Origin of the sequence: Roseibium aggregatum (genome assembly GCF_017309185.1) — a bacterium.
GTDB classification, from domain to species: Bacteria; Pseudomonadota; Alphaproteobacteria; order Rhizobiales; family Stappiaceae; genus Roseibium; species Roseibium aggregatum_B.
The window spans coordinates 90,808-108,477 of sequence record NZ_JAEKJZ010000009.1 but is presented as its reverse complement, the minus strand read 5'-3'; the positions used below and the strand labels follow the sequence as shown (position 1 = coordinate 108,477).

The 17,670-nt window shown below is 60.8% G+C and carries 17 protein-coding genes; 10 read left to right on the top strand and 7 right to left on the bottom strand.

All coding sequences use genetic code 11. The annotated features are described in order from the left end of the window. Positions 1-226 precede the first annotated feature (226 nt). The gene (locus JF539_RS26995) at positions 227-958 is read left to right on the top strand and encodes a glycoside hydrolase family 25 protein (RefSeq protein WP_207144329.1); all 732 of its coding nucleotides are present in this window, start codon (positions 227-229) and stop codon (positions 956-958) included. A 141-nt stretch (positions 959-1,099) separates the two neighbouring features. Further along, positions 1,100-1,540, top strand: a complete 441-nt coding sequence (locus tag JF539_RS26990; RefSeq protein WP_207144328.1) for an SH3 domain-containing protein — start codon at positions 1,100-1,102, stop codon at positions 1,538-1,540. Here JF539_RS26990 and JF539_RS26985 read toward each other — a convergent pair. After that, entirely contained in the window at positions 1,534-2,025 is a 492-nt protein-coding gene (locus tag JF539_RS26985) for a CAP domain-containing protein (RefSeq protein WP_207144327.1), read from the bottom strand. The two genes, JF539_RS26990 and JF539_RS26985, sit on opposite strands and share 7 nt — an antisense overlap. Positions 2,026-2,341: 316 nt before the next feature. Here JF539_RS26985 and JF539_RS26980 point away from each other — a divergent pair, with 316 nt between their 5' ends. Then, the gene (locus JF539_RS26980; RefSeq protein WP_207144326.1) at positions 2,342-3,145 is read left to right on the top strand and encodes a response regulator; all 804 of its coding nucleotides are present in this window, start codon (positions 2,342-2,344) and stop codon (positions 3,143-3,145) included. Positions 3,146-3,241: 96 nt separating this feature from the next. Here JF539_RS26980 and ccrA read toward each other — a convergent pair whose 3' ends face one another. Continuing rightward, entirely contained in the window at positions 3,242-4,537 is a 1,296-nt protein-coding gene (ccrA, locus tag JF539_RS26975; RefSeq protein WP_207144325.1) for a crotonyl-CoA carboxylase/reductase, read from the bottom strand. Positions 4,538-4,923: 386 nt separating this feature from the next. Between ccrA and JF539_RS26970 the strand changes: the two genes are divergently transcribed. The 5 genes from JF539_RS26970 (at position 4,924) to JF539_RS26950 (ending at position 9,806) form a co-directional block, all read left to right on the top strand. Next, complete coding sequence (locus tag JF539_RS26970) at positions 4,924-6,912, top strand: protein meaA (protein ID WP_207144324.1); 1,989 nt, start codon at positions 4,924-4,926, stop codon at positions 6,910-6,912. A gap of 167 nt (positions 6,913-7,079) precedes the next feature. Continuing rightward, on the top strand, positions 7,080-7,460 hold the full coding sequence (locus tag JF539_RS26965; protein ID WP_207144323.1) for a hypothetical protein: 381 nt from the start codon (positions 7,080-7,082) through the stop codon (positions 7,458-7,460). Between the two features lie 77 nt (positions 7,461-7,537). Further along, the gene (locus JF539_RS26960; protein ID WP_209017629.1) at positions 7,538-8,269 is read left to right on the top strand and encodes a carbonic anhydrase; all 732 of its coding nucleotides are present in this window, start codon (positions 7,538-7,540) and stop codon (positions 8,267-8,269) included. Positions 8,270-8,289: 20 nt separating this feature from the next. Next, positions 8,290-8,793: a DinB family protein gene (locus JF539_RS26955; protein ID WP_207144322.1), complete on the top strand. Its 504-nt coding sequence runs from the start codon at positions 8,290-8,292 to the stop codon at positions 8,791-8,793. A gap of 299 nt (positions 8,794-9,092) precedes the next feature. Further along, complete coding sequence (locus JF539_RS26950) at positions 9,093-9,806, top strand: DNA helicase (RefSeq protein ID WP_207144321.1); 714 nt, start codon at positions 9,093-9,095, stop codon at positions 9,804-9,806. A gap of 87 nt (positions 9,807-9,893) precedes the next feature. On the opposite strand, the gene JF539_RS26945 is transcribed toward JF539_RS26950, so the two are convergent. The 4 genes from JF539_RS26945 to JF539_RS26930 form a co-directional block, all read right to left on the bottom strand. Next, the gene (locus JF539_RS26945) at positions 9,894-11,609 is read right to left on the bottom strand and encodes a methyl-accepting chemotaxis protein (protein ID WP_207144320.1); all 1,716 of its coding nucleotides are present in this window, start codon (positions 11,607-11,609) and stop codon (positions 9,894-9,896) included. A gap of 293 nt (positions 11,610-11,902) precedes the next feature. After that, the gene (locus JF539_RS26940; protein ID WP_207144414.1) at positions 11,903-12,937 is read right to left on the bottom strand and encodes an aspartate-semialdehyde dehydrogenase; all 1,035 of its coding nucleotides are present in this window, start codon (positions 12,935-12,937) and stop codon (positions 11,903-11,905) included. A gap of 365 nt (positions 12,938-13,302) precedes the next feature. Continuing rightward, on the bottom strand, positions 13,303-14,049 hold the full coding sequence (locus JF539_RS26935; protein ID WP_207144319.1) for an Asp/Glu racemase: 747 nt from the start codon (positions 14,047-14,049) through the stop codon (positions 13,303-13,305). A 17-nt stretch (positions 14,050-14,066) separates the two neighbouring features. Next, a complete protein-coding gene (locus JF539_RS26930) occupies positions 14,067-15,281 on the bottom strand; it encodes a Xaa-Pro peptidase family protein (RefSeq protein WP_328809329.1) in 1,215 nt (404 codons plus the stop codon). Between the two features lie 160 nt (positions 15,282-15,441). Between JF539_RS26930 and JF539_RS26925 the strand changes: the two genes are divergently transcribed. Both JF539_RS26925 and JF539_RS26920 read left to right on the top strand, forming a co-directional pair. Further along, entirely contained in the window at positions 15,442-15,774 is a 333-nt protein-coding gene (locus JF539_RS26925; RefSeq protein WP_207144318.1) for an ArsR/SmtB family transcription factor, read from the top strand. 20 nt (positions 15,775-15,794) lie between these two features. Continuing rightward, positions 15,795-16,292: an arsenate reductase ArsC gene (locus JF539_RS26920; RefSeq protein WP_207144317.1), complete on the top strand. Its 498-nt coding sequence runs from the start codon at positions 15,795-15,797 to the stop codon at positions 16,290-16,292. Between the two features lie 48 nt (positions 16,293-16,340). Here JF539_RS26920 and JF539_RS26915 read toward each other — a convergent pair whose 3' ends face one another. Continuing rightward, a complete protein-coding gene (locus JF539_RS26915; protein ID WP_207144316.1) occupies positions 16,341-17,540 on the bottom strand; it encodes a multidrug effflux MFS transporter in 1,200 nt (399 codons plus the stop codon). Between the last annotated feature and the right edge of the window lie 130 nt (positions 17,541-17,670).

The window sequence follows — 17,670 nt, the reverse complement described above, 5'->3', positions numbered from 1 at the left end:
CGAGTCATAAGGATTCGGGTCTTGAGTGCAATCGAATTCGGCTGCGGTCTTCCGTGCGACCCGGCGAAGCCGTCTTTGATCCGCCGCAATCCCGCCCTAGTTCCAGTCGGAGGACCGGTCGTTACGTGTTTTTGCTGAGAAACCGTGAATTTGTCCACGTTCCGTTAGGAAATCCCGCGCATTTTGGGCGCGAGTGGAAAGTTTTTCTTAACCTGTCGAGGATGCTGTGCTGGAGCTGGTGAAATCGTTTTGCTCGGTCGTCGGGTTCGTTTTTCTAGGATCTTGTTCCGCCTATGATTTTCCGGATCCGACACCGGACGACTATGCCGTACACGGTATCGATATTTCGCGCTGGCAGGGCGATATCGACTGGCACGAAGTGAAACGTTCGGGCGTCGAATTCGCCTGGATCAAGGCGACGGAAGGCGGAGATCATGTCGATCCGCGCTTCCTCGACAACTGGATCGCCGCGCGCCAGGCCGGCGTGCCAAGGGGGGCCTATCACTTCTTCTATTTCTGCAGACCTGTGGAAGAGCAGATCGAGTGGGTTAAGGAAATCATTCCCGTCGACCCGAAGGCTCTGCCGATCGTGCTGGACATGGAATGGAACGCCCATTCCAAGACCTGCCAGAAGCGGCCGGGGCGAACCCATATTCACCGGGAAATGAAGCTGTTTCTGGATGAGATGGAAAAACACTACGGCAAGCGGCCGGTCATCTATTCCTCCGTCGATTTCCATCGGGACAGGCTGGTCGGAGCCTTCAAGAACGAGCAGTTCTGGCTGCGTTCCGTCGCAAGCTACCCGAACAATATCTACGAGCAGCGCAACGACTGGGTGTTCTGGCAGTATACCGCGGAAGGCCGGGTTCCCGGGATCAGGGGCGACGTCGACAGAAACGCCTTCTTCGGCACCAAGTCGCAGTTTCGCGACTGGCTCAACGGCAAGCTGAGGCGCTAGGCGAGCGGACAGGCTCTGCCCGGCGCCAGTGGCGGCGCATCGCATCGGGCGCAAGGTTCGCGCTGCGGCGGTGTTATATTTTTGCCATCATCTGTCCCCACACCTGTAACTCAACGGGATAGGGTTGTCGGAGTTGTCTGAATGTTGATCCGCTTGTCACTGGCGTTCATCGCACTTGGTTTCATGGGGTTCGCGTCCGCCGCCCAGGCCGCTGGACCTGCCATCGCCTATACGACGGCCGACCTGAACATGCGCACGGGTCCGGGAACCAACTACCCGGTCATCACCACGCTTCCGCGCAGCGCAGGAGTCACCGTTTTCGGCTGTACGGCCGACTACAGATGGTGTGACGCGGCGTTCGCCAACGTGAAAGGCTGGGTTTCCGGGCGCTATCTGGCCTATGGAGGCAACGGGGCCTATTACGGGCAACCCATTCCTCATGCCGGCACCTATATCGGCGTGCAGCGCTACTACCGGAACTACCCGATCTACGGCGGGCCGCGCATCGCCGTGCCGCCTTATCCCTACCGTCCCTACAACCCGGGTTACCCGCAGCGTTACTTCGAGCCGCGGGTCTACTGAGGCGCCGGCGCCGCCAGAACGAGCGACCAGAACACCTTGTGTTTTGTCGCCGGCGCGTAGGACGTCGCGATTCCGAGCCTTGTGGCGTCTTTCGTAAGAAGTACCTGATTGTGTTTGGGGGATTCCCGCCAGCCGGAGAAGGCCTCGGCGAAGGTCCGGTATCCGGCGCTGACATTTTCGGCCGCGGCGGTTTTCGGTTCGCCGATCGACGCCATACGGGTGGCCAGTTGCTGAGCGGGGGCAAGAGAGGCTTTGACGGTTCCCTCCGCCGCCATTGCGTCGGCCTGCGATTGCGCGATCCCCGTCAGGCGCGGATCCGGCGAAACCGGCGGCAGGCCGTTGTTGGCGCGGTACTGGGAAATCATCTGCGCCGCCGTGGCCGCGTCGACCTGAACCCCGGCACTTGCCTGATCCTGATAAAAGGGAGGGGTCTTGAAGCGTTCGCTCTGGCAGGCGGCGATCGTCAGGGTCGCGAGGGCGGCCATAGCCAGCTTTGCCCTGCGGGTGGCCGGTCTTGTCGTCGGAGCGGAATGTCGTGCCATAGCGGGCATGGGTGCAGGTCTGTCCGGGAAAGAGGGAACGAATCGGTTGGCGGTTCGAAGCCTGCGTTTCAATCGCAGCAGAATTGGGGCCGCAAAGTTAAACGGCGCCGCGACCGTATGTTCTCTGGGGATTTTCCGGACCAAAAGGAACTCTGAATTTCTCCAAAGATCTTTTTGTTCTAAAATCTGGTGTTAACGTTGTTGTTTGCATATAGCTTGGCGCTTGGACTTGAGCGACATCTCGGGAAGAACGGTCAGTATGACAGACAGCGAAGACGGACAGATCATCCGGACAATCATTGCCGATGATTCTTCTACGGTCTGCAAGTTTGTGGAAAGAGCTTTGCTGCAAACCGGCCGGAAGTTTGACATATCGATGGTTCACGACGGACAACGGGCCGTCCAGCTTCTGGGCAAACAGGCCTTCGATCTCGCGTTTCTCGATATCAACATGCCGCAGATGAACGGCGTGGAAGTAATGGCGGCCATTCACGTGATGGGCGGCAAGACCTTTGCGATATCGATGTCGAACGAGTTGAACGCGACCGCCGAGGAAAAGCTCAAATCCTTCGGAGCCTATGATTTTCTGGAAAAGCCTTTCTCAAACAAGCAAGTCCATCAACTCGTCCGGACCTTCGACGCGATTCGTACCCGCCACAAAGCGCTTATTGTCGACGATTCGGCAACCGTGCGCCGCATCGTCGAAAAGGTGCTGATGAAGAGCATCTTCGACTTGGAGATCGATCAGGCCGAAGACGGGCCGTCTGCCCTGGAGAAGGTCAAGGACTGTGAATACCGGATCATTTTCAGCGATTTCAACATGCCCGAAATGAACGGTATCGAACTGGCTCAGAAGCTGGCCGCTTACAAGAAAGGGGCTGAAACCGTTCTGATGTCGACCGAGATGACCGACGCCTTGAACCAGGCGGCGGAACAGGTTGGTGCAACGGCCTTTTTGCGCAAGCCTTTCTATCCGCAGGACGTCGACACGATCCTCCATCATGTTTTCGGGCTGAAGCACTCCCGTTTTTCAAAACAGGTGCGGGTTTTCGCGACGACTTGATCCGGCTCGCCATGCGGTGGCCATCGAAAAACCGGCCCGCGAGTGCGGGCCGATTTGCCGGTAAGATTTTCCGCCGGTCTTGCGAGGGACTGTCAGTCAGCGCTTGCAGGCTTCCTGAACGTCCTCGAAGGTTCTGAGCCCTGTCGTCGGAGCGCAGACCAGAACTGACATGTTGCCCGGTGCATGCTGGTTCTTCCACATCTTGGTGTGGGCCTTCGGGATCTGGTCCCAGGGGAACACTTCCGACATATACGGGTCGATGCGCCGCTCGATCATCAGCTTGTTTGCAGCCGATGCCTGTTTCAGGTGGGCGAAGTGGGAGCCCTGAAGGCGCTTCTGGTGCATCCACATGTAGCGGACGTCAAAGGTGCAGTTGAAGCCAGAGGTGCCCGCGCAGATCACGACCATGCCGCCCTTCTTGCAGACGAAGGTCGAAACCGGGAAGGTGGCTTCGCCCGGGTGCTCGAAGACGATGTCGACATTGTTGCCCTTGCCGGTGAAATCCCAGATCGCCTTGCCGAACTTGCGCACTTCCTTGAACCACTCGCCATATTCCGGCGAGTTGACCTTGGGCAGCTGGCCCCAGCAGTTGAAGTCCTTGCGGTTGAGCACGCCCTTGGCGCCGAGGTCCATGACGAACTGGCGCTTGTCCTCGTCTGAGATCACGCCGATGGCATTGGCGCCGGCCGCGGTGATCAACTGGATCGCATAGGAACCGAGACCGCCGGAGGCGCCCCACACCAGGACGTTCTGGCCGGGCTTCAATTCGTGCGGATGGTGGCCGAACAGCATGCGGTAGGCGGTGGCAAGCGTCAGCGTGTAACAGGCGCTTTCCTCCCAGGTCAGGTGTTTCGGACGCGGCATGAGCTGCTGCGCCTGAACGCGGGTAAACTGGGAGAAAGAGCCGTCCGGCGTCTCGTAACCCCAGATACGCTGGGAGGTGGAGAACATCGGGTCGCCGCCATTGCATTCCTCGTCGTCGCCGTCATCCTGGTTGCAGTGAACCACGACCTCGTCGCCGACTTTCCAGCGCTTGACCTTGTCGCCCACCGCCCAGACGATTCCGGAAGCATCCGAGCCGGCAATGTGATAGGCCGCGCCGTGGCCGTCGAACGGGCTGATCGGCTCGCCGAGCCCGGCCCAGATGCCGTTGTAGTTCACGCCAGCCGCCATCACGAGAACCAGCACTTCGTGGCTGTCGAGTTCCCAGGTCGGAACGACCTCAAGCTGCATGGCTTCTTCAGGCGGACCGTGGCGTTCGCGCCGGATCGCCCAGGCATACATGTTCTTCGGAACATGGCCGAGCGGCGGGATCTCTCCGATTTCATAAAGATCTTTCACCGGGGCACCCTCCCGCGTTTGGTTGTCGTTGGCTTCGGCCGATGCCGTCATTCTACCCTCCCAGGGCTGTTTTTTGTTGCCGCAGATTTTCGCAATTGCACAAAGCTTGACCGGGTCAAACCCGGATTTGCGCAACTATTGTTCAAAAAATGACGTCGATCTATACGACTATTGCTTAACTTGCCTTTTGGCGCCAGCCATATTTTGCATTGCGAGAGAGGGGTTTCGCGGACGCGCAAACTCCGGCACACTTTCTCCTGTCCGCAAGGCATCGCCGGAAGTGTGTCGCAGGAACGAATAACGCAGGCACGAGAACGCCTTAGGGCATTCCGCACCGGTCGGATGCGGGTGGCGTGCCCTTGGAAGACAAGACCGATCAACCGGAGGGCTTTCCGGGAATGAAGCGGAAAACAGGTTGATCAAGGAGGAGAGTTGGCATGAGTGAAACGCGCGCAGAACGGGATCGTCCCTGGATCTTCCGGACCTATGCGGGTCATTCGACGGCCGCCGAGTCGAACAAGCTTTACCGCGGCAACCTCGCCAAGGGTCAGACCGGCCTGTCCGTTGCCTTCGATCTGCCGACACAGACCGGCTATGACCCGGACGATCTTCTGGCGCGCGGCGAAGTCGGCAAGGTCGGCGTTCCGGTCGCGCATCTGGGAGACATGCGCGCGCTGTTCAGCGACATTCCGCTGGAGCGCATGAACACCTCCATGACGATCAACGCGACCGCGCCGTGGTTGCTGTCGCTTTATATCGCGGCGGCGGACGAACAGGGTGCGGACCGCAAGCTTCTGGCCGGGACGACCCAGAACGACCTCATCAAGGAATATCTGTCGCGCGGCACTTACGTCTTTCCGCCAGCACCGTCCCTTAAGCTGACGACCGACGTGATCGCCTGGACCTATTCCAACATGCCCAAGTGGAACCCGATGAATGTCTGCTCCTACCATCTGCAGGAGGCGGGCGCGACGCCGGTTCAGGAACTCTCCTTCGCGCTGGCGACCGCCGTCGCCATTCTGGATTCGATGAAGGCGAGCGGCGCCATTCCGGAAGCGGATTTCCCGAAGGCGGTCGGCCGGATCTCCTTCTTCGTCAACGCGGGCATGCGCTTCATCACGGAGATGTGCAAGATGCGCGCCTTCACCGAACTCTGGGACGAGATCTGCAGGGACCGCTACGGCGTCGAGGACGAACGTTACCGGCGCTTCCGCTACGGGGTTCAGGTCAATTCCCTGGGACTGACCGAACAGCAGCCGGAAAACAACGTTTACCGCATTCTCATCGAGATGCTCGCGGTTGTCCTGTCGAAAAACGCCCGCGCCCGTGCCGTGCAGTTGCCGGCCTGGAACGAGGCGCTCGGCCTGCCGCGGCCCTTCGACCAGCAGTGGTCGCTCAGAATGCAGCAGATCGTGGCCTACGAGACCGACCTGCTGGACTATGCCGACATTTTCGAGGGATCTACGGAGATCACCAACAAGGTGGAAGCATTGAAAGACGCCGCGCGCGAGGAGCTTGCGCGGATCGATGCCATGGGCGGTGCGGTCGCTGCGGTTGATTCCAGCTACATGAAACGGCAGTTGGTGGAAGCGAATTCCGCCCGGCTCGCAGCGATCGAGGCCGGGGACCAGATCGTCGTCGGCGTCAACAAATGGACGGAAAGCGAGCCTTCGCCGCTCTCCTCCGGCGAGGACGGCGCCATTCTGACCGTTCCCGAGCATGTTGAAGAAGAGGCGATTGAAAAGGTCAAGGCCTGGCGGGAGGCCCGTGACGCGGCCGCCGTGGAGGCCGCCCTCGGCGAGCTGAAGCGGGCCGCCCAGGAAGGCCTCAACATTATGGAACCGTCGATCGCCGCCGCCAAAGCCGGTGCCACGACGGGCGAATGGGGCCGCATTCTGCGCGAGGTGTTCGGGGAATACCGTGCGCCGACCGGCGTCGGCCAGTCGGTGCGGGACGATACCGGCAATCTCGATGCGGTCCGCCAGGACGTGGAGGCGGTTTCGAAAAAGCTCGGCCGGCGGCTGAAGTTCCTGGTCGGCAAACCGGGGCTTGACGGGCATTCGAACGGCGCCGAACAGATCGCGGTGCGCGCGCGCGATTGCGGCATGGAGGTGGTCTACGAAGGCATCCGGCTGACGCCCGCCCAGATCGTCAACGCGGCGGTCGAGGAAGACGTGCATGTCATCGGCCTGTCCATCCTGTCCGGCTCTCATCTGGCGCTGGTGCGCGACGTGGTGGACCGGCTGCGGGTGGCCGGCGCGGACGACATTCCGGTCGTGGTCGGCGGCATCATTCCCGAAGAGGACGGCGCGCTGCTACTGGCGATGGGGGTCGCAGCAGTCTATACGCCGAAGGATTTCCAGCTGACCGATATCATGGCTGATGTGGTCAGGATCGTGGGAAGCGCTGCCGAAAAGGCGGCGTGACACCCGTTTGCCGCAACTTGTAGCTGGCCTAGCAATGGGTTACCCTTAGGTAAAGCTTCGTTAACCCTTTGTTGAGAGACTCAGGGAATTCCACCAGAAAGGTGGGAAATACCAAGGGCCATAATCAATGATCCTTGATATTCTTCTCTGAGGGCCAGGAGGCCGAAATGGCTACGACGATTGAAAGGCCGCAAGCGGCCCAAGTCGTGGCGCATGCGACAGAGTACCCGGCAGATCGCGACGGTAACGGAACCGGCGGCGATCGCCACAAGAAAAGTAGCACCGCAGAGCGCCATGAAACCGGTACCGGGCAGACGGAAGAAAGTCCGGCCGTCCTGATAGACGCGCATCATCTCGAAAACCACACGCTGGACGGCGTGGCGGCCTATCGCGCCACCGCGCTGCAGGCTCTTGAGCCCGGCATAGATCACGGCCCGGTACGCCCCCTTCCAGGACCGGCCAACCGGGTTCCTCCCGACGAAATCCGGCACGCCTACGAGGATCATGCGGACGGCGAAACGCCACACGAGGTGAATGTGGCGACCTGAGGCCGAAGAGGCGGCAACAGCCGGGCCATAGTCCGATTGGCTAAGGCCCTTGGCGTGCTAGGTGGAAACCCTTATCTATGTCTTCCGGAAAAGGTCTTCCGCCTGTCTGGAGGCAGGAGACCTTGCGGCACGGTCTGGAGGCAAGGGTCTTGAAATTTCCGGCACATCTCGTTGCGGGCTACGGCCGCTATCTGAACAAGGCGTTCGTGCGGCACAAGGAAACCCACGAGCGTCTCGCGGTCTACGGACAGACGCCGGAGGTGATGGTGATCTCGTGCTGCGACAGCCGGGTCACGCCGGAGGGGATCTTCAATGTCGGCCCCGGCGAACTGTTCGTTGTGCGCAACGTTGCCAACCTGGTGCCGCCTTACGAGGATACGGAAGGCCAGCACGGCACCAGCGCCGCCATCGAGTTCGCGGTGAACGGCCTGAAGGTGAAGCACATCGTGATCCTGGGCCACGGCCAGTGCGGCGGCGTAAAAGCCTTCCGGGAGAACGCCAACGCGCCCATGGCCACGGGACAGTTCATTGGACGCTGGATCAAGCTGCTTGAGCCGGCGGCGATCGCCATGGCCTGCATGCCGATCGACAAGGCGGACGACCCGCAGCTTGCGATGGAATATGCCGGCGTCAGGCAGTCGCTGAAAAACCTGATGACCTTTCCATTTATTGAACGCGCTGTGCAGCAGGGCGTTCTGGAGGTGCACGGGGCCTGGTTCGACATCGGGTCCGGCGAGCTCCGCGTCATGGATCCGGAAAGCCAGCGATTTGAAAGGGCTGAACCGGACACCGCCGAAGCCACCGAATAGGTTCGGAATTGGAAGAGAAAATGCAGATCGATCCGGCTCTTTACCGCCGTATGGCCGTCTACAACACCTGGATGACCGGGAAGGTTTACGAAGCCGCCGGGAAAATGGACGACACGGAGCGCAAGGAAGACCGGGGGGCTTTCTTCCGTTCGGTACATTCGACGCTCAATCATATCTTGTGGGCGGACCGGATCTGGATGGGCCGGTTTACTGGCCGGTCCTACGCGGTCAAGGGCATGGGCGTCGACCTGTTCGATGAGTTTTCAGAGCTGAAAGACGCCCATCTGGCGATGTGCGCGGAAATCGCGGATTTCACGGAACAGGTGTCGGCGGACTGGCTCGCCGGAACGCTCGAATGGACCAGCGGTCAGGACGGCACCGCACGGCGGCGTCCGCGCTGGCTGCTTGTGACTCACATGTTCAACCATCAGACCCATCACCGGGGCCAACTCTCGACGCTGCTTACCCAGGCCGGGCAGGATATCGGCGTAACAGACCTTCCGTTCATGCCGGACCTGGTCTGACGGCACCGAGCGGCCTGACAGCAAGAACTTGTCCGCTCGGTGCGACTCACATACGCTTTGCCGACAGGCGTGGCCCGCGCCTCCTCCCTCCGTTCGGGGAAGCTTTTCCATGCAGGGCATTTAGAGCAAATCGCGTTTTTTCGGGTTCGCTTTTCGCTTTCTGAAATCAAAGATTTCAACGCAAAAGCGAAGCAGGATATTTCCAGTAAAACGCGATACGCTCTAATTGACCGTACCGGCTGTTCGAGCGTTCACATGAGGAGGGATTGTGGTTCCGGCTCGCAACGGAGGGTCCGTCCATGAAACTGTCCACCCCGATTTTCCGGCTGAAGCGCCGTGCCAGGTTGCTCGCTCGCGCCGAGAATATTCCCCTGAATCAGGCACTCGACAGGGTCGCCAGAGAGGAAGGCTTCGGCCGCTGGAGCCTTTTGTCCGCCAGAGTTTCGCAAGACGAGCCGCCCGGATCCCTCCTGCCGCGGCTGCAAAACGGCGATCTGATGCTTTTGGGAGCGAGACCGGGACACGGCAAGACGACGCTTGGTCTGCAATTGCTGCTCGAGGCGGCCCGGCAAGAACGGCGCGGGTTTTTCTTCACGCTGTTTCATACCGAGCGCGAGGTTGCCGGGTTTCTGAGAGCTCTTGCACCCGGGCGGAAAGACCCGTTGCGGGGACTTGAGATCAGAACGTCCGAAGAAATCGGATCCGACTATGTGATCCGCCAGATGGCGGACGCCGAACCCGGCACGCTGGCGGTGATCGACTACCTGCAAATCCTGGATGAGGGCGGCGACAAGCCGGAGCTTGCGGTGCAAATGCGGGCGCTTCGGGATTTCGCGGCAAGACGGGGGACCGTGTTCGTGTTTCTGTCGCAGATCAGCCGGTCGTACGATCCGGCTTTGAAGCGGCTTCCCGACATGGCGGATGTCATCCAGTCGGGCCGCATTGAAGACGGGGTCTTCTCTAAGACCTGTTTCCTGCACGAAGGCGAGATGCTTCTTCGGGAGAGCGCGTGACCGCCACCGCATAACAAAAAAGCGCGAAACCCTGGTTCCGCGCTTTTTCGATTGTTGAGACGAAGGGCCCTTTGCTGCGCGGTGCGATCAGGCCGCCGCGACGCTGCTCAGGAAGTTCTCGACTTCCTGCTTGAGATCCTCTGTCCGTGCGGCAAGCAGGCCGGAGGCGTCCAGCACGGTCCGGGAGGCTTCCGAGGTCTGGTTCACCGTTCCGGACAGGTCCGACATGCGCGAGGAAACGAAGGTCGTGCCTTCGGCGGCCTTCTGGGCGTTCTGGGAGATTTCGCTTGTCGCCGAGCCCTGCTCGTTCACGGCTGCCGCGATCGTTCCGGTGTAGGAATTCACTTCTTCCATGATCGTCGTGATTTCGGCGATCGCGCTGACGGATTCCTTTGTGGCGTCCTGGATCGCGGCGATCTGGCTGGAGATTTCCTCCGTCGCCTTGGAGGTCTGGGTCGCCAGTTCCTTGACCTCCGCGGCCACGACGGCGAAGCCCTTGCCGGCTTCTCCGGCACGGGCTGCCTCGATGGTGGCGTTCAGTGCCAGCAGGTTGGTCTGTTCTGCGATCGCCTGGATGAGCGTCACGACCTCGCCGATCTTGGATGCCGAGGCAGCGAGGCCCTCGACCTTCTCGTTGGTGATCCGCGTTCCTTCGGTTGCGCGGCCGACGACGTCGGTGGTCTGCGCGACCTGGCGGGAGATTTCGCTGATCGAGGCGGTCAGCTCTTCGGCGGCGCTCGCAACGGTCTGAACGCTTGAGGTGGCGTCATCCGCTGAGTTCAGCGTTTCGACCGCGTTTGAGGCGCTTTGGCCGGACAGGTCGGAAAGGTGTCCGGCAGTTCCTTCCAGGCCGTTGACCGTCTCGCCAACCGTGTCGAGAACGTTCGATACGTTGCCGCGGAAGGTTGCGATCAACTCACCGATATGCTCCTGACGGGTGAGCGCTTTCGCATCATTCTGGCGCTGCTGATCCGCCAGTTCGAGACGCTCCACGGCCCGCGATTTGAGCGTGCTGACCGCTTGTGCGAGTACACCGATCTGATCGGTGCGCTCCACGAAGGGAACGTCGGCACTCAACTGGTCCTGAGCGATCTGGCCGGTAATTTCGGCGAGGCTGGTGATCGGGCGTAGCAGACGGCTGATGGCAAAGACCAGGATACCTACCGAGATCAGCACCACCGGCAGAGCCAGCAGAATGTAGCGGTTCATCAGCTCGGAGACACTCGCCAGCACGGCGGCCTTTTCCACGCCGGCATAGAGGATGCCGACGATATCTCCGCCGGGATTGAAGATCGGCTGGTAGACGGTGAAGTAGTCCTTGCCCAGGATGGTTGCCTGGCCGTGGAAGGTCTTGCCCTTGGTCACGACCGGATAGACGGCGCCGTTCTGTCCAAGCGGCGTTCCGACCGCGCGCTTGCCGTCACCCTTGATAATGTTGGTCGACTTGCGCCAGAAATCCTTCGTTTCCGGGTCCCAGGCGAAAACGGTGACCGTTTCGCCCGTCATGCGGCCGATTGCATCGATCATCTCGTGATTGGCGAATTCCGGAATGTCGGCGAGCTCAATCCGGCTCACGTTGCCGTCGCCGTTCCACGACACCTTGGTGCCCTCGAGACGTTCACCGAGCAGGGTCGCGGCAACACGCAGATTGACATCTTGCTTGTTGATCGCTCGCTGTTCGGCCTGCCCGAGGGCGACTTCGTAAAGAATGACGCCGACGACGACCATGGAGACGGCGAAGACGCCACTTGAGATGACCGCAAGTGTTGAAGTGACGCTCATGCGAGCAAGAAGGTTCTTCATTCCAAGCCCCGATTGGTTAGGTTTGAGGCCACTTTACGCAAAGGTAGTAAATTAATACCCAAGAAAAACAATCTTAGATAGATTTCTGAGTTATGCTTCCTTTGGTTGAAAATTTCGGTAAGTAATTGATTTCATCAAAATAATTTTCTCGTGATGAATTGGTGCGACCTGCCTCTCGGTAAAAATCACTGGGCCGCGATAAATCATTTTGTCGTGTTGTCGTCCAAACAGCAAAACGGGCGCTCTCGGGCGCCCGTCAGGAGATTTGCAGGAAAGATTCGGAGCCGCTGAACTCAGGCAGCGGCCTTTTTCGGCGTGATCAGGCCGCGGTTGACCAGAACTTCCGCGATCTGAACCGTGTTGAGCGCGGCGCCCTTGCGCAGGTTGTCCGAGACGACCCAGATGTTGAGCCCGTTTTCGATCGTGGCGTCCTCGCGGATGCGGGAAATGTAGGTGGCGTCCTCGCCGGCACTTTCATAAGGCGTGACGTAGCCGCCGTCTTCCTGCTTGTCGATGACAAGGCAGCCGGGAGCCTCGCGCAGGATGTTGCGGGCTTCCTCGGCGGTGATCTCGTTTTCGAACTCGATGTTGACGCTTTCCGAGTGGCCGATGAAGACGGGAACGCGGACGGCGGTGCAGGTCACCTTGATCGCCGGGTCGAGCATTTTCTTGGTCTCGGCCAGCACCTTCCATTCTTCCTTGGTGTAGCCGTCTTCCATGAAGGCATCGATATGCGGGATCACGTTGAAGGCGATGCGCTTGGTGAATTTTTCAGGTTCGATGGGGTCGTTGACGAACACCGCGCGGGTCTGGTTGAAGAGCTCTTCCATCGCCTCCTTGCCGCCGCCGGAGACGGACTGGTAGGTGGAGACGACCACGCGCTTGATCTTTGCATGATCGTGAAGCGGCTTGAGCGCGACCACAAGCTGCGCGGTGGAGCAGTTCGGATTGGCGATGATGTTCTTCTTGGTGAAGCCGACAATCGCGTCCGCATTGACCTCCGGCACGATCAGCGGCACGTCGGCGTCGTAGCGCCAGGCGGAGGAATTGTCGATCACGACACAGCCCTTGGCGCCGATCTTCGGCGACCATTCCCTGGAAACGTCGCCACCGGCGGACATCAGGCAGATGTCGGTGTCGGAGAAGTCATAGTTCTCCATGGCCTGGACCTTCAGCGTCCTGTCGCCAAAGGAAACTTCCGTGCCCTGGGAGCGGCGGGAGGCAAGGGCCACGACTTCGTCCGCCGGAAAGCCGCGTTCCGCAAGGATGTCCAGCATCTCGCGGCCGACATTGCCGGTGGCGCCTGCAATTGCGATTTTGAAACCCATGTTCGATTTGTCCTTGTCCGTCTCCCCGCTGCGCCGGCCGCCCTGGTCTATGGGCATGGCCGGCTCCCGGCGCCTCCCATCCCCGGGGAGGCGGGATGAGCGGCACCGTCAGGCGGTGGTCTTGGTGGTCTTGGTTGTGCGTTTGAATGCGGTCGCGGCAGCCGTCCGGGTCTCGCCGCGCAGGAACATCGCGCCGGCAAGGGGTTCAGACTTCATATCCAGATTTTCGGCGGTCGGCCGGTTCATCGGGGCTCGCAATCGTCAAAACTTGAGACGGCGGAGTTTTTGCCCGGAATTTTCCCCGAGTCAACAAGGAAAGCGACGGTTTGGCGGCATCGGCCGTCAACTTGTTGGCCGATTGCCATTCAAGTGCCGTTGAAAAGCCGGCCGGGGCCGCGTCCTTCGGTGGGGCATCCGGCGAGCGTCAACATATGCCAGGCGAGCGCCAGGTTCGAACTGATGACCGGTTTGCCCAGTCTTTTCTCGCATGCCTCGATGACGGCAAGGGCGTGAAGATTGGTGCAGGAGGCAAACACGGCCTCAATGGCCGGGTCGCTGCCGATTTCGCAAATGGCCGCCTCGACGGAGCGAAGCGAAATCCGCGCGACCACCGTTTCCTCGGCCTGGCCGAAAGAGCCGACGGTCACCGGCGTAATGCCTTCCGTTCGCAACAGGCCGCACAGCGCGTCGGAGACTTCCTCCACATAGGGCGAGACGAGACCGATCCGGGAGACGTTCAGATGCCGGAGCGCCGCCACGACGGCCATGGCCGGATTGGTCACGGCGGCTTTCGGGTGGGCTTCGCGAACGGCCGCCGCGACCTGGTCCGATCCGATCACCGTCGAGCCGGAGGTGCAGGCGTAGCCGATAACGTCCATGGATCCGTTGCCGGGCAGCAGCCCTGCCGACTGGGTCAGCCGCGCCTTCATCTGCATCAGTTTTTCGTATGTCACCTCCGGCGCGCTTTCGATCCTGGTGTGGAGGAGCGAAACACCGTCCCCGCTGAAAACGGGCCGGAGCTCATCTTCGACCGTCTCGTCCGTTGAGAGCACGATCAGGCCGAATGCCGCCGTCGAACCGGGGCCGGTGTCGCAGTCAAAAGGCAATCTCACGCAGGTGTCCTTTCCGTTCAGGCGGGTATGACGGGGATGTCGGGACCGGCGCGGCTGGTCAGGAACTCCGGCTCGCCGTCGCGCACGACGATGTTTTCCTCATGCACCATCATCTTGCCCGGGCCAAGCGTCAGGCTCGGTTCGAGCGTCAGAACCATGCCTTCCTTCAAGACGGTTTCGTCGAAACCGGTGAGTGATGGCGCTTCGGTAAGCTGCATCCCGAGCCCGTGGCCCAGCCGGCCGACGTCGCCTTCAGCCTGGCCGATCCCGGCGGCCATGGCCCGGTAGAGATCGGCGCAGGTCCGGCCGGGCCGGGCAATCGCCGCAGCGGCGGATACGGCATCGACCAGTGTCGCGTGGCCGCGCTTTACGGGCTCGCTGGCCGTGCCAATCGCGTAGTTGCGATCGAAATCGCAGAAATAGCCGTTTCTGGTCGCGCCGGTGTCGAGCATGAGAACGTCACCGGGCTGCAGGGTTTGATCCGTCGCTGGCGAGATGACGTCGCCGTAGCCATCCCTGCCGGCACCGCCGACCAGATAGGGCACGTCGTCGGCGCCCTGGGTCAGCAGTTCGATCCGGAAGGCGCGGAAGACCTCTTTCAAGGGTTGGCCGGCCCGAAAGAGGGCCGGCGCACGGGTAAAGCCGGCCGATCCGATCCGGCAAATCTCTCGCAGTTGAGCGATTTCGTTTTCCGACTTCACCATGCGCAAGCCCTGCACCAGGGAACTGGCGTCCAGGAACTCAGCTCCGCTCAACCTGTCCCGCAAGGACTGAAAATCCTTGAGCGGCATGCGCAATGCGCTTTCGCGGCCCATGGGCACGCCGATGGCGCTGTAAGGTGCCAGAACTTCGGCGAGCAGGCCGATGCCGTCGTCCACCGGATGCGGCGCGGAGAAGGTCCGGATATCGTCAATCCAGGTCGAGGCCATCAGGCGGGCGCCGATTTGCGGGATGACCGCGACCGGTTTGCCGGACGCCGGGACAACGAGAAACCAGGGGCGCGTCGGGCTCTGCCAGAAGAGCGTTCGGAACCCGGTGAAATACCGGACTTCCGGTTCCGTGGTGAAAAAGAGCGCGTCCATCCCGGCAGCGGCCATCGCGCGCTGTGCCTTTTCGGTGCGCGTGGCAAATTCCTCTTCGGGAAAGTCCGCCTCATCCATCCCCGGCGTTCCCGCGGCCTGTCGCCCGTGCGGCGTTTTCCGGCAGGCCCCTGCCTTTCTGTCGGCTTTCACGCGTTTCCATGGACTGTCCCGATCCGGAGTGGACTGTCAGGTCAGCAGCAGTCGCGGGCAATTGCAAGAGGGGAGATGAAAATGCCTGAACCGCCACCCTCATCATGCGCTGTGAAACAAAAGGCTTGTGAAAAGGATTCATATCCATATATCATGAATTATGGATATGAATGAGGCATTAAGCGCTTTCAGCGCGCTCAGTCAAAAAACCCGGCTGGAGGTTTTCCGACTTCTTTTGAGTGCCGGTCCCGAAGGCATGAACGCCGGCGAGATCGGGGAGGCGCTGGGCGTGCGCCAGAACACCATGTCGGCGAACCTGTCGGTTCTGTTGCAGGCGGGGCTGGTCCGCAACGAACGCGAAGGAAGATCCATCCGCTACTTCGCCGATCTGCACGGAACGCGGGAACTGCTGACCTTCTTGATGGCTGATTGCTGTGGAGGGCATCCCGAACTCTGTGCGCTGGTGTTTGAAGCGGTTACCTGCCGGAAATAACCAGACCCAAGGAGAAACCGATGTCTGAAAAAGAGTACAACGTTCTGTTTTTGTGTACGGGAAATTCCGCTCGCTCGATCATGGCGGAAGCGATTCTGAACCGGGAGGGACAAGGGCGGTTCAAAGCCTTTTCGGCGGGCTCGCATCCCGCGGGCGCCGTCCGGCCGGAGGCATTGCAATTGCTGCACAAACTGAACTTCAACACGGACGATGCCCGGTCCAAGGACTGGGCCGAGTTCGCCGTGCCCGGCGCGCCGGAAATGGATTTCGTGTTCACGGTCTGCGACAACGCGGCGAAGGAGGTCTGCCCTGTCTGGCCGGGACAGCCGATGTCAGCCCATTGGGGTGTGCCGGACCCGGCGGCTGTCGAAGGCAACGAGAGCGAAAAACAGGTTGCTTACAACGATACCTTCCGGATGCTCAACAACCGGATTTCGATCTTCGTGAACCTTCCGATGTCCTCGCTGGATAAGGTTTCCCTGCAGAAAAAGCTCGAGGACATCGGAACGTCCGTTTGACGGTCGCACACGCCGACCGAGGTTCTTGTTCTCCGCCTGCACCTCGTTTCAGGCGGGGGCCTTTTCCGGGGACGCGGGACGGATCGTCAGCAAGGCGAAGACCAGCGCCAGCAGCGAGCAGGATGCGATTGCGCCGGTCAGCGGCAGCGCCGTTCTGTCGAAAAACGGGCTGCATACCAGGATCATTACGCCCCCGGACACCATTTGCAGCGTTCCTCCCAGCGAGGAGGCCATGCCCGCGTGTTCGCCGTGCGCTTCCAGCGCCATGACCATCGTGGGTGCGATGACCAGACCCAGAAAGGCGTTACCGATGAAAAGAAGTGCTATCAGAACCGGCAACTGGTCGATGCCTGCAAAGACCAGCCCGAAGAGAAGATTTGTCGCCGCGGCAAAACCGCAAACCGCCCAGAACGCGACCCTGGCCATGCCGTATCTCTGGCCAAGGCGTGCCGCGAACTGAGAGGCTCCGAAAAAGCCGACGGCGCCGATCGCGAAAACGAGGCTGAAACCGGTCGGCGAAAGTTGGTACTGCGTCATGTAAACCATCGGCGCCGAGGCGATAAAGACAAAGAAGCTGGCAAGGGAGAAGCCGGCGATCAGGGTCAGGCCGACGAATTTCGCGTCGCGGATCAGGTAGATGGTGCTGCGGACAAGCCCGGTCAGGTCGATCCGGCTGCGGCTTTCGCGCGGCAGGGTCTCCGGAAGGAGGAAGACCGTGACCGCCAACGCCGCGACCGCGATCAGGCCGAGCGCGTAAAAAATCATCCGCCAGCTCGCGAAGCTGATGATGACGCTGCCGGTAAGCGGCGCCAGCAGGGGGGAAATGCTGATCACCAGCATGACCAGCGCCATCAGACGGGTCGCCTCGGTGCCGGTGTGCATGTCGCGCACCACGGCACGGGCGATCACCATCGTCGATGCCGCGCCGAGCGCCTGAACGAACCGGCCGGTCGTAAGCATCGCGATGTCCTGGGCGGTCGCGCACAAGACCGATCCTGCAATGAAAACCGCCAGACCCATGAACACGGGAGCCTTGCGACCCAGCCAGTCGGCGAGGGGACCGTAGATGAGCTGAGCCAGGCCAAAGGCCAGAAAATAGACCGTGAATGTGAGATGGGCGCCTGCGTCATCCGTATTCAGGTCCTGCACGATCTCGGGGATCGCCGGCAGATAAAGATCGATCGCAAACGGACCGACAACGGCTAAAAGCCCCAGCACGATGGCGGAGCGGGCAAATCCGATTTGCATGAGTTTGTCCGGTAGAAGCGCGGGAGCGCGCAAAAGAGCTGGATAAAGAGACACCTGACGCAGCAGGTACACTTTGCAGTTTACTCCGGCCCGAAGTGTCTGGCAAGAGGCGGCGGCAGAGGTTCCGGTC